The organism is Tolypothrix sp. VBCCA 56010 (assembly GCF_050875635.1).
Classification (GTDB): Bacteria; Cyanobacteriota; Cyanobacteriia; order Cyanobacteriales; family Nostocaceae; genus Hassallia.
The window spans coordinates 79,751-93,047 of sequence record NZ_JBPAOH010000002.1 but is presented as its reverse complement, the minus strand read 5'-3'; the positions used below and the strand labels follow the sequence as shown (position 1 = coordinate 93,047).

Here is a 13,297-nt window from a genome sequence, read left to right as displayed (position 1 = left end):
GTAATCCAAATCATGACTAATCAATTGATCGCAATATACCATATCTAGATCGCTGATAACCAAGGTAATCGCATCAAATTAATTCGAGCCTCGCACTCGCGCTTGGTACACAGAGGCTATTTAGCTTTAACCGCATCTTGTATCAAATTGACCACAAATGTTGACGATTTCCGCTTACCACCTGATGGCGCAACTATATGAAAGCGCCAATTCTCTAGTTTATCGTGGTCGGCGGGTGGATACTCAGCAACCCGTTGTGCTGAAAATGCTCAAAGACTTTTATCCTACTCCAGAGCGCACTGCTTGGTTTAAGCGAGAATATGAAATCACTCGCAACCTGACAATCCCTGGAGTGGTGAATGCTTACGCGCTTTTTCGGGACACCGAGCGCTTGGTGATGGTTTTAGAAGATTTCGGCGGGGACTCGTTGGATCTGTTGGCAATAGCGGGTCAACTTGAGTTATGTGAGTTTTTGAAGTTAGCGATCGCCATCACTGACATCTTAAGTCAAATTCATGCTGCCAACATTATCCACAAAGACATCAACCCCAGCAATATTGTTCTCAACCGAACCACCGGACAAGTCAAAATTATTGACTTTGGGATTTCAACCGTACTTTCACGAGAAAATCCCACATTGAGTAATCCTAATATTTTAGAAGGCACACTCGCTTATATTTCACCCGAACAGACAGGACGGATGAATCGGGCAATAGACTATCGCAGCGATTTTTACTCGTTAGGTGCTACCTTCTATAAATTGCTGACCGGTATTTTGCCATTTAACAGTTGTGATACGTTGGAATTGGTGCATAGCCATATTGCCAAACAACCCGTACCACCGCATTCGGTTGTAGGGACATGTTCCCTACCGTCAATCGTCTCAGATATTGTCATGAAGTTAATGGCAAAAAACGCTGAAGATCGTTACCAATCAGCTTATGGTCTAAAAGCGGATTTAGAGCAATGTCTGCACCAGCTAGAAACTAAAGGGCAAATTGATGTCTTTGCTCTTGGAAGACAAGATATTTGCGATCGCTTTCAAATTCCCCAAAAATTATATGGCAGAAAGCGAGAAATTGAAATCCTCCTCGCAGCTTTTACCAGAGTAGCAGTGGAAGAAAAAGAGGGGAAGACAATCTCTCAATCCAAAATCCAAATTCCAAAATCCAAAATCGAAGCCGCCTCTCAATCCAAAATCCAAATTCCAAAATCCAAAATCGAAGCCGCCTCTCAATCCAAAATCCAAAATCCAAAATCCAAAATCGAAATGATTCTGGTTACTGGATATTCTGGCGTCGGCAAATCTGCCTTAGTTCGAGAACTCCATAAACCAATTACTGCAAGACGTGGCAATTTCATTTGGGGCAAATTTGACCAGTACCAACGCAATATTCCTTACTACGCATTCTCTCAAGCTTTCGATGAATTATGCAAACAACTGCTGACTGAAACTGAAGCAGTATTAAATCAATGGCGAGAGAAAATATTAGCAGCAGTTGGCAATAATGGACAAGTTTTGATAGATGTTATCCCTAATTTAGAACGAGTCATTGGTACTCAGCCACCTGTCGTCCAAGTGGAAGCATCCCAAGCGCAAAATCGTTTCAATTTAGTCTTTCAAAACTTTATCAAAGTTATTTGCCAAAAGTCACATCCTTTAGTCTTATTTATCGATGATTTGCAATGGGCAGATAAAGCATCACTGAACCTGCTCAAAACAATCATGAGCGATGCCACTATTCAATATTTACTCATCATCGGTGCGTATCGCGACAACGAAGTAAATGCTAGTCATCCGCTGATGATGACGTTAGAAGAAATCGAAACACAAGGAGTTTTATCATCGATTCACTTAGATAATCTGCTTGTGCAAGATGTCAACACTCTCATCTCTGAGGCTTTAAAGTCTCCACCCACTTCAACGCAGCCGTTAACCGATTTAGTGTATGATAAAACCCAAGGAAACGCCTTTTTTACCACTCAGTTTTTGAAATCGCTCTACACCGAAGAATTATTAACTTTTGACCGACAGGTGCGACAGTGGCAATGGGATGTAGCACAAATCCAAGCTAAGGATATCACAGACAATGTGGTGGAATTGATGGCGAGCAATATTGGTAAGTTACCAGCTTCCACCCAAATTGTATTGCAGTTAGCCGCTTGCATTGGCAATAAATTTGATTTATCAACTTTAGGCATTATCTATCAACATCAACCCACTCAGGTCTTGGCTGATTTGTTTCCAGCGATGCAATCAGGCTTAGTTCTTTCTTTAAATAACAAGTACAAATTGATAAACACAGAAGATGATTTTGTTGCAAATGAAGTTAGCTTTAAATTCCTGCATGACCGGGTACAACAAGCGGCTTATGCCTTAATTGATGAGGCGCAGAAAACAGCAATTCACTTACAAATAGGTCGTTTGCTGTTGCAGAATACTGCACCAGAAGCGTTATCAGAAGAGATATTTGAAATCGTCGATCATCTTAATATAGGCAGTGAATTTGTAACCGATCAACTTGAACGCGATGAAATCGCCAGACTGAATTTGATAGCGGGTGAGAAAGCAAAGTCAGCAATGGCTTATGAAGCAGCAGTCAATTATTTGAATGTTGGGCTAGATTTATTAGCAGAAGATAGTTGGCAGACTCAGTATGACTTGACACTAAGTTTGTATGAGTCAGCAGCATATGCAGAATATTTAAACACTAACTACCAACGAAGCGAATTACTCTCTAATATTGTTCTACAACAAGTTAAGACTGTGCGAGAAAAAGCTAATGTTTATGAAACTAAAATTCAGCTTTATATCGCTCAAAACCAGATGCAAGCCTCAATAGATATTGGGCTACAATTTTTGAAGCTGTTAGGCATATCTTTGTCAAAATCACCGCCAAGCCAATTGGTCATTGATGATTTATACAATCTTCCACCAATGACTGACCCAGATAAGCTGGTAGCAATGCGAATTTTAAAGACTATATGGTCTGCGGTTCATACAACAAATTCTTCAATAGCTCCATTAATTATATTTACAATGATGGAGCTATCCGTAAACTATGGAAATTCATCTTTTGCCGCTTTTGCCTATCTTTTATATGGTTTCCTTCTTTGTCGGACGCAATCTGACCTCGATTTTGGCTATCAGCTTGGCAAGCTTTCGTTGAAAATATTAAAGCAATTTGATAGTTCAGAAATAGAAGGGAAGGTTAACTTACTGTTTAACTGTTTTATCAGACCCTGGAAAGAACATAAACGCAACACTTTAGAATCTTTGCAGTCAACGCTTCAAGTATTAATGGAAACTGGAGATATAGAATATGCTTCTTATGCAGCTATTAACTATTGCTCTAATTTACTTTTAGTGGGAGAGCCTTTAGAATCTGTCAAGAAAACCTATAAAAATTATATCAGTTTAGTTGAATCTATTAAACAAGAATTTTCTCTGAATTATGCAAAAATATGGAGTCAATTAATATTAAATTTCATGGGAGATTCTAGAGAATCCAACAGACTGGTGGGAAAGCTGTTCGATGAAACTGAAATGCTACCCATTTTACAAAGAAATAATAACTTTCAATCTTTGTTTGCCATCGATTTCGCAAAAACGTGGCTCAGTTATTTATTCAACGATTATACTATAGCAGTTAAGAATGGTGAGGATGCAGCAGGCAATAAACAAGCTTTAGAAGGTATATTACCTTATGCTGAACATAATTTATATTACTCTCTTTCTCTTTTAGCCAATTATTTTCACCTTGAAGATCGAGAAAGAAAACAATATATAGAACAAGTGGCAGCTAACCAAAAGGAAATGAAAACCTGGGCAGTTCATGCACCGATGAATTTTCAGCACACTTACGATTTAGTCGAGGCAGAAAAAGCGCGAGTTTTGGGTCAAGTTGTTGAAGCAATGGATTTGTATGAACAAGCTATAAAAAAAGCAAGGGACAACGGATACATTCAACACGAAGCATTAGCTTATGAGTTAGCGGCAAATTTTTATCTAGCGCGTGGAATGGAAGAGTTTGCCCAACTATACATGACAAAGGCTCACTATAGCTATGTTAGCTGGGGAGCTACCGCAAAGGTCAATGATTTGGAACAACGGTATCCTGATTTTTTTGCCAAAACCCCGTCAAGTTCCACCCAGACTACCACAACAATTTTATCCACCGAGTCAAAAACATCCTCGCAACTCGATTTAAACAGCATTTTCAAAGCTTCTCAAACTCTGTCGAGTGAAATTGTACTCAATACTTTGTTAGAAAAAATGATGAAAATTGTTCTCGAAAATGCGGGGGCAGAAAAAGGTTATCTCATTTTGAAGCAAGAAGAGAAATGGCTGATTCAAGCATCAGGAACGGTTACATCTGATGATATCGAAGTTTTGCAGTCTATTCCCATAGAAACGGTCAGCGATCGCAACAATATACCAGTAGTTCCTCTTGGCATAGTCAATTATGTTATTCGTACTCAAGACAGTCTTATTTTGAATGATGCTTTGCACTCAGGTAATTTTACCCGCGACTTATACATCGTTAAACACCAAACGAAATCAGTGTTGTGTATGCCGCTGTTGAATCAAAGCAAATTGGCGGGTCTGCTTTATTTGGAAAATAACCAGACTATTGGAGCTTTTACTCCTGACCGTTTGGAAGTATTAAAGTTATTAACTAGCCAAATATTTATCTCAATTGAAAATGCAAAACTTTACACAAACTTACAAGCTTATTCTACAGAACTATTGCAGGCTAACAGTCAACTACAAGCTGAAATTGGCGATCGCAAGCTAGCAGAAGAAGCGCTACGCCTGAGTGAAGAGCGATTTCGATTGGCAATTGATAACATCCCTGATACATTTGTAATTTATGATGCCCTGCGGCGGTTCCAGTTTGTCAATGCTTTCGGAGTTAATCGCGGTGGTTTTCCTCTAGAGGCATATATTGGTCATACGGATGAGGAGATACACCCAAAAGAAGTCACGAATGCGTATTTACCACTTCTGCAAAAAACTGTGGAGACGCGCACCAAGCAAACCGGAGAATGCAATATCACTTTGCCTGGTTGCTCTTTTACCGTAGTTGTCACCTACGTGCCGATTTTAAATGAGCATGGGGAAATTCATCAAATTCTGGGGATCACCCATGACATCACTGAGCGCAAACAAGCTGAGTCACAACTGCTGCACAATGCGTTTCACGATGCACTCACAGGTCTACCCAACCGAGCTTGGTTTATGAAGTGCTTAAAAGATGCGTGCGATCGAGCTAAACAACATGAGGATTATTTATTTGCCGTGCTGTTTCTCGACCTGGATCGGTTTAAGGTGATCAATGACAGTCTCGGACATCTACTTGGAGACCAATTTCTGATTAAAATAGCAACCAGGCTAAAAGCTTGCATACGCTCGATAGATACCGCTGCACGGCTTGGGGGAGACGAATTTACAATTTTGCTTCAGGGAATCGAGAATTTGTCAGAGGCAATTGAGGTGGTTGAGCGAATTCAACAGCAACTGGCATTACCCTTTGACCTTGACGGGCAAGAAGTTTTCACTACGGCAAGTATTGGCATCGCTCTGAATTTGATACTCACCTATGACCAACCAGAAGATTTACTGAGAAATGCTGACACGGCGATGTACCGAGCTAAGGTGCTGGGCAGGTCGCGTTACGAGCTGTTCCACCCAGATATGTATACTAATGCTGTGGACAGATTGCAGTTAGAGACCGATCTGCGTCGAGCAATTGAACGTCAGGAGTTTCGGGTTTATTACCAACCGATTGTTTCGCTTTCTAGTGGCACAATTTCCGGTTTTGAGGCTCTGCTGCGCTGGCAGCATCCAGAACGCGGTCTGCTTTCTCCGGCAGATTTTATCCCCCTGGCGGAGGAAACTGGACTGATTGTCGAGATTGGCTACTGGGTGCTTTTTGAGGCTTGCCGCCAGATGCAAGTCTGGCGGATGGGCTATCCTACGAGTTCTCTAGAGAAAATCAGTGTCAATCTCTGTGTCAAGCAATTTTCCCAAGCGGATTTGATTGAGCAGATTGCACAAATTTTGCACTCAACTGGTCTTGATGCGTGCAGTCTGATGTTAGAAATTATTGAAAGCGCAATTATGGAAAATGGTGATGAGGCAAATACCGCGTCACAACTTCGAGCGATGGGGATTAAGTTATCAATTGATGACTTTGGTACGGGCTATTCTTCATTAAGTCGTCTTTATAGCTTTCCGATTAATGTGTTGAAGATTGACCGTTCTTTCGTCAGCCCGATAAACGCTAATAACAGGAATTTAGAAATTATTGAGATAATTGTCACGCTGGCAGATAAACTAGGTATGGATGTGACTGCCGAAGGGGTGGAGACTCAAGAGCAATTGGCACTTTTGAGAAAGTTGAACTGTGAATACGGACAGGGATATTTTTTCTCGCGTCCATTAGATAGTTCTGCGGCAGAGGCGTTAATTATGGCTAATCCTCAATGGTAAAGGTTTTTTGATAGGCTAATTCTCGAAAACCTTGGGCGCTATTTTTTCCAAGGTAGCTTAGTACCCATCTCAGTCAGCGCCGAGAAGACGAGATACAAAACAAGTACACCAATACTAATAAGAAAAAGAACTAGGTCGTTATTCATTATAATATAGTCTTCCTAAATGATATCAAATCCGATCTTCATCGTAATTATATATTTTTGAAACGCAAAGAAGCCAAAGTTCGTAGGGTGTGTTATGCCGTAGGCTAACGCACCTTAAATTCAATACGGTGCGTTGCGCTGCGCGACAACACACCCTACATTTAAATTTATTAACATAGCTTGAAATATTAGCGCCGACTTACTTATATATTTTTGAAACGCAAAGAAGCGCAAAGGCTTACGCAAAGGGTCGCAGAGTTTTTAATGTTGATGAAATAAGCCTGCGGTGATTATTTTAAAATTATTTTGCAGGTCTAACACAAGGCGCTTCATTAGTAGAAGGAGGGTCTGCGAAAATTGCTAAAGTGCTATATTCAGGGCTACCGTCGCCATATAGTACTCGAAATGCATACAACTTTGTTTTGCCTTGTTTTTCAGTAACTACTGTTAAAAGCGTATTACTAGTATTAGGCAATCCGGCAATTTTAAGTTTGGGAATTCGTCTAAGTTGAATTACATTCGCGGCTGAGTTTTTACAATCTCCTTGACTAACATTACGGTCTTGACCAAACTGCATACACATCGGACCGTCAAAATCTATAGTTACCTGTGAAGGGTCGTTTAACCAAACTTTCTTAATTGTTTCTCCGGCTTGAATAAAACTTAAGTTTGTTCCTTGTTGATACCAGATATCGATCTGAGGTGTTGCTCCCCCCAAACCCTGTGCTTGGCAGGAAAACATCGAACGAAGAACGGCATTATTAGCTAAAACACGACCTGCAACTAATAAAATTGCAGTTGAAAAAATCAAGGTTGCCAGATGTAATAAATAAGATTTATCTGGGGTTTCTCCTGGAAATTTTGTATCGTTTTTCATGGCTGGAAAGTTTGATTTACATATAGTTCAACTTCTTTACCTGCGGGTATAACCCAAACGTTAGTGCGTTGATTCTGTCTTCTAGAGATAGCTTGTTGATTGCGTTGGTTAAATTGGTTAGCTATATTAGTCGCACCCCCTTCCAAAACGCCGGCTAAGATGTTGCGTCTGCTGGAGTTGTTAGAACGATTCCTCTGTCTTCTGTAGCATGCGTTTCTCTCTTCACCTTCAGGATAATCACTACAGTACTCGAAGTATTGATAATCAGGACGATTATATATCTCTGCTGCTTTAGCAGTACCACTCAAGACGAATCCTGCTACATCCGATAGCACCGTAGACCCTCCTTGATTGGAAAATTGGCTTGCTATGAGAGGTTTGCCTTGAGGAGCGCGAATCGTTAGTGCATTTGGCGGTAAGCTTTTTTCTATGAAGCTGTTATTATTTGGGAGAATAACTTTGACTACATCCAACTGTACGAAGCCTTGCTCGGAAATAGAACGAAGTTGAGCTAAGAACTGGGTTTTTGCAGGTAAAGCGATCGCACCATCCACAGATTTTAATGGCTCTTTCAAAGTCGCTACAAATACGTCTTTGCCGCTTTCGTCTTTTCTATTGCTATTAGTAGTTTGTCTGGTAGTTTCCCCGAATACAGCGGTCGCAAATACTGCTTTCGCCTTAGTTCCTACAGCCACGGATTTCGGGGTCTGCTGTTTTGTTTGGCTGACCGCAGGAGGGGTTGACTCTTCTTCTGGTTCGTCGTCTGGGTCGGTATTTCTTGCCTGTAACCGAGTATTATTAGGAGGTGGAGGAGGAGTTGCTTGAACAGCACTTGTACCAGTGATAGAAACCATACCGTAGCTACCTAATTTTGCTAACTTTGCCCATTCCTGAAGCGGGTCTGGTGTGGGTTTGGGAGTTGCTGTAACTATTTGCCGAGTGTTTGGTGCAACTATCGGCAAACGTGATGGTAAAATTTGAGAATTAGCAGGCTTTTGTGCGATCGCCTTTTGTGGAATCGGCTTTTGTGGAATCGCCTTTTGGGGAACAGAGGGTGCTTTAACGATACGCTCAATAGTGACTGTGCGAGGCACATAAACTGTTCGCACGGGTGTTTGTATCCTTTGCAGTGGTATCCTCGGTGTATTGACAGAAGCTGACCGTTGTGCTTTTGGAGTCGGTCGAGATGCAATCTGAGTCGGTGTTGGTTTTTGAAGTCTCAGCTTTTGTTGTGCTGCTTTCACCGCTTCTGCTTGTTCAGTCAGGGCTAATTTAGTTTTTAAAGTCTCTAGTTCTGATTGTAGCTGTTGCGGGCGGGAATCGGTGATTGGTTGCGATCGCGTGGAAACAGAATTATTTTTTTTTGGCTGTTGCTTGGCAGGGTTGATTAGCTGCGACAAAAACACCCCAGCCACCAAAACTATACCCAAAGTACCAGCACCCACCAAGCCTAACTTAGCAAACGGGTTAGATGAAAGAGGTTCCTTAGTCCGAACTTCTTGAGGTTCAGACGAAGGTTGTACCAAAGAAGTTGATTCTTCTACTGCTTGGTCGGTATTAACAGATGAAGATTCTTCTTCCAAACCAACCAATCTTGCCATCCGTGATTCCCAATCTAAAGAGTCTAATTCGGGTGGACTAACTCGATTTGGTGGCAAATTTTCTGGAGAAATTGAATATCCGGTCATAAGTAATTTTAAATTTAAAATTCAATAAAGTCATTGTGGCAGGCGTTTTCAGCAGTGACTAGATATAAATTCAACGTGCAATTACTTAGTATAGTTTAACTTATAATTTTATGAACATTTTTTATCTTGTATTTCACAGTATACGTAGTATACGTAGGGTGTGTTAGGACATTCGTCCTAACGCACCGTCCTGATGTCTCGGTGCCGTACTCTCGTCTAACGCACCCTAGTATATTTCAAAAATCAAATATTAGTCCTATAGTTTAACTTATAATTTTATGAACATTTTTTATCTTGTATTTCACAGATATTATAAATTTTTAATCTAGCTTCGCCAAGCCGATAAGCTGCCAAGTTCAAAGGTAACGGTGAGTTTGGTAGTGAAGCAGCTTGTTCATCAATTGCTCTCACTAAAATTTGTTTATTAAAGGAAACTGATTTTCCCAATCTATCAGAATTTGTAAAAATTATTTGATTAGCAAACATTTCCACCTTCCACTTCCCATCTTCTATTTTTGTGGGTTGAGAAATGCTTTGTATAACCAATACATTTTCAGTTCCTCTACTTAAGTTTTCAGTGGGACTAATTTCTGATTGTAATTTGGGCTGCAATTCATTCGCTATTAGTTCAGAACTAACTTCCCAGACAGTTTTTGGCTGCTGTTGCTGCGACCAAGTAAGCATTAAAGTCATAGTTTCACCCACAAAGCGCCGAATAGTCTCAGGATCTCGCTCTAAATTTAGTTTGGGGTCTACTGTTATCGCATGTCCATCAGCAAGTTGCACTAAACTTTGAGGTGTTAATCGTCGCTGTAACTGCTGCAACATAGACCAGTGGAAGAACAGTACTAATAAAGTCAGCAAATGCAAACCAAAAGTTGCGACAGCAAATAATGGTAAAATACTGCTTTTCTTATTTTCCGACTTAAGTATCTGCATTAACATTCTCCCAAATAATACAACTTACGCAAAAACTCTCTTCAACTCTTATTTCTTTGCGTCCTTCGCGTCTTCGTGGTTCGTTTTTCATTATTCGGCGTAAGTCATGAAGAAATTTTTTATTTAATAAAACTATCAGTTATTTGTCTATTACCGCATACATTTATATCTTGATTCTGATTATTGTATTCATCGATTAAACATAAATTACGAATCTCGTAAATTTCTAATTTATCAGCGCGGACGCTATAAATTGCTTTTTGCAGAACAGTGGTATTATCAACTTGTGGATCGGCAAAAGAATCTATTGCCCGGACAAGTAAATCTTTATTAAAACGAGTTACTATTGTTCTATTGTCAGCTTGTCTTTTTTGAATCAGGTCAGCTACCATCCCAACTCGCCATTTACCCAAACCAATTTTTTCAGGTGGATAAACTCGTTTAATAGCTAACTGTCCGGAAATAGCTTGACGAGGGTTATTAGAAAAAACTTCTGGGGGTGTCATTTCCGCAATTTGGCTTAAGAAACCTTTGCGAAAATCTTCAGATAAAGCAAAACTGGCTATCCAACTTGTAGTACTAACTTTTTTGCTACCACCGCGTAAAGTTGAAATTGATATTCCTGCATCTGCTTGAGGTTGTGTAACTTCTTCGATAGATTGTGGTGGAAGTTTTCCCGACCAGTTAAACATTGATGTCATCGTTTTACTGACGAATTGCCGAATTGCTTCAGGTTGTCTTTCCACATCAGGAAGATTTGCTGGTTTGCCATCTATTAGTTGGACAAAGTTAGGAGGTTTTCTCAAGCTGAGTTGGCGAATATTTATGCCTTGAAATATTAATAAAAATATAGCCGATAGATGCAAACTGAAAGTAGCGATCGCAAAAATTGTTAAAATACTTCCTGTTCGTTGTCTTTTCTCCAGCAAACGTACCATTTTCTCATCCCCCTTACTTGAGATTTATACTCTCTCCCTCACCCACGAAGCCGTATTGCTGATAGCACTAAAGACTGCAAATGCCCCAGCAGCAGCCACAAATAAAGATACAATCGGGGCTAAAATTCCCAGAAAAATTATAAACCACATTAAATCAGGATCGGCATTAATATCTTGTCCCGGACCATTAACAATAACTGCGGCAGTTAATATGGCAATAATATTAAATGAAATCTTAGAAATCCCTATCGATAAAAACCCGGTAAGCCATGCAAAAATTGGTTTACCAGCTACAGGTAGTAAAGATGCACCCACAGCTATAGGTCCCAAAGCTGCTATCAGCAACATTGTCGCTTCTATCAAATTTTGAAAAGCATATTGCAATGAAATTAAAAAGTTTTTGATACTAGTTTGGACTGTAGAACCCAACAAAGAATCAAATGAATTATCCGAGATATAACCTGTAGGATCTGCAATATTATTTACTTTATTTTCTAGTTTATATATCCAATTTTTATCTCTTCCGTATAAATTTTTATATTCCTCCAAGAGTTTGTCAGCTTCTTCCTTAGCTTTCCTAAAGCATTCATTTTGTTGTTCACCAGTAAGGGACTGGCAAGGACGCAATAAAGAACCGACTATATCTTCAGCAACACTCATATTCAGTGCTTGCTGATAAGTTTGATTAGCGTCTGCTGTTGTCACTACTTGCTGATTCACTCCATTGAGATAATTCCTTACCCCTAGTGTAAAATTGGACAATACAGTGCCGTTTCCGGAATTGGTTAATAGTATCACTACTACAAAAGGCCAAATTAAAGCCGATATTGGACGGGAATAATCGCTGTTGATAGCATCTTTTAGCCACTGTACCATAAAAAACAGTAGGGTTCCGACGGCAAAAAAGGTACCCAGATTCGTCAGCGCTCCATATAAATTATTAGTAGTGTCATTTTGTAATAAATCTACCCATTGTAGCTGCCAACCATCGGCAATACTTGTAGCGGTTGCGGCTCCAGCTCCATTGACGAGAACATCATCATTATTGCCAATTTGAAGTAAAAAAGTTGGGAAAATATCTTTCATTTTTATAGATTTTCTTTAAAAGGAAGTTAAGGCTCAATTAAATTATTTATGATAAGTGTAAAGAAATTTTAAGTGTAGGGTGTGTTAGCGCAGCGTAACGCACCAAATTGGTCAATCATGGTGCGTTAGGCGAATGCCGTAACGCACCCTACTACTTCAGCCGCTTAAAAGACTTGATATGAGCGGTAAACCGCTCACTACGTAAGAATACGTTCTTAATCATGAATTTTATTTATTTTCTCTGCCAAACAAATCTGTTTGAGAAGTGGTTCGCAAAAGTCGCGCTGCTTCTGCGGATGCGTCTACTCTTCTAGCACGATTTGTATCTTCCATTTGCTGAGAAAGACTTGCGAGATTTAAATTAGTGTATTGCAAAGATTGATTCGTCTGTATTGTTTGACCAAGTGTTTCGGCTACAATTTTTACTTGTTCGCGTTGTATTTGAGTTTGTTGCTGTTGATCGCGGATACCAAGCAATTGTGCTAATCCTAATGGTGATTGTCCAGTTCCAGGATTTATCTGAACTTTCTCAATTTCTCGTTGAATATAATCTAGAAAATTTGGCTGATTTTCGTCGGAAAACACGCCAATACTTTCCAGTCTGTTTTCAGTATCTTCTAACTTGTTTTTTGACCTAATTTGACCTTCACCCAAAATACCTGCGGCTGAACTACGAGTAATTAAACGATTTCTTTCATTACTAACTAAAGTTGAACGTACTTCAGGATTATTTTCAAACTTATCTGATATGGAGCTGATAAATCTCTCATTTTCTCCGGTATCAAAAGGGTTAGGTATTTTAAATTCTCCTGTTACGTTAGGAATGGCATATTCAGATTGAAGTTCTAGTTTTAAACTGTCGTTTCCATTTACATTTACATTGTCTGTAAAATAAGTTTGTAAATCGTTAGAATATGATTTAAAATCAGTCCAAACTTTGCCTAGTTGGGCTGTTGCTGGTAGGATGATGAGGAATGATAGAGAAAGTGTTAAAAGGGTGATTTTTTTCATGGGTCTGAATCGGGAAAAATATCTATAGGAATTTAGTACTTTATTTTATTCAGTAGTTCAACCATATTAAAGGCAAAACCTCTCCCTGACTTTGACTGGCGTCAAAGTCGTCCCTC

The 13,297-nt window shown here is 39.7% G+C and carries 7 protein-coding genes; 1 reads left to right on the top strand and 6 read right to left on the bottom strand.

From position 1 onward, the window contains the following. Positions 1 to 157 precede the first annotated feature (157 nt). Positions 158 to 6,496, top strand: coding sequence for an EAL domain-containing protein (locus AABK37_RS01045; protein ID WP_432549764.1), 6,339 nt, complete (start codon positions 158 to 160; stop codon positions 6,494 to 6,496). A 447-nt stretch (positions 6,497 to 6,943) separates the two neighbouring features. On the opposite strand, the gene AABK37_RS01040 is transcribed toward AABK37_RS01045, so the two are convergent. The 6 genes from AABK37_RS01040 to AABK37_RS01015 all read right to left on the bottom strand — a co-directional run bounded on the left by AABK37_RS01040 (position 6,944) and on the right by AABK37_RS01015 (position 13,181). Further along, the gene (locus AABK37_RS01040) at positions 6,944 to 7,519 is read right to left on the bottom strand and encodes a hypothetical protein (RefSeq protein ID WP_432549763.1); all 576 of its coding nucleotides are present in this window, start codon (positions 7,517 to 7,519) and stop codon (positions 6,944 to 6,946) included. Beyond that, complete coding sequence (locus tag AABK37_RS01035; RefSeq protein ID WP_432549762.1) at positions 7,516 to 9,207, bottom strand: TrbI/VirB10 family protein; 1,692 nt, start codon at positions 9,205 to 9,207, stop codon at positions 7,516 to 7,518. Before AABK37_RS01035 ends, AABK37_RS01040 begins: the two co-directional genes overlap by 4 nt. Before the next feature lie 276 nt (positions 9,208 to 9,483). Further along, entirely contained in the window at positions 9,484 to 10,146 is a 663-nt protein-coding gene (locus AABK37_RS01030) for a hypothetical protein (protein WP_432549761.1), read from the bottom strand. A gap of 119 nt (positions 10,147 to 10,265) precedes the next feature. Continuing rightward, entirely contained in the window at positions 10,266 to 11,084 is an 819-nt protein-coding gene (locus tag AABK37_RS01025) for a hypothetical protein (protein WP_432549760.1), read from the bottom strand. A 24-nt stretch (positions 11,085 to 11,108) separates the two neighbouring features. Then, entirely contained in the window at positions 11,109 to 12,170 is a 1,062-nt protein-coding gene (locus tag AABK37_RS01020) for a hypothetical protein (protein ID WP_432549759.1), read from the bottom strand. A 228-nt stretch (positions 12,171 to 12,398) separates the two neighbouring features. Further along, positions 12,399 to 13,181 carry a hypothetical protein gene (locus AABK37_RS01015; RefSeq protein WP_432549758.1) on the bottom strand — a complete coding sequence of 261 codons (783 nt, stop codon included), beginning with the start codon at positions 13,179 to 13,181 and terminating at the stop codon, positions 12,399 to 12,401. Positions 13,182 to 13,297 lie beyond the last annotated feature (116 nt).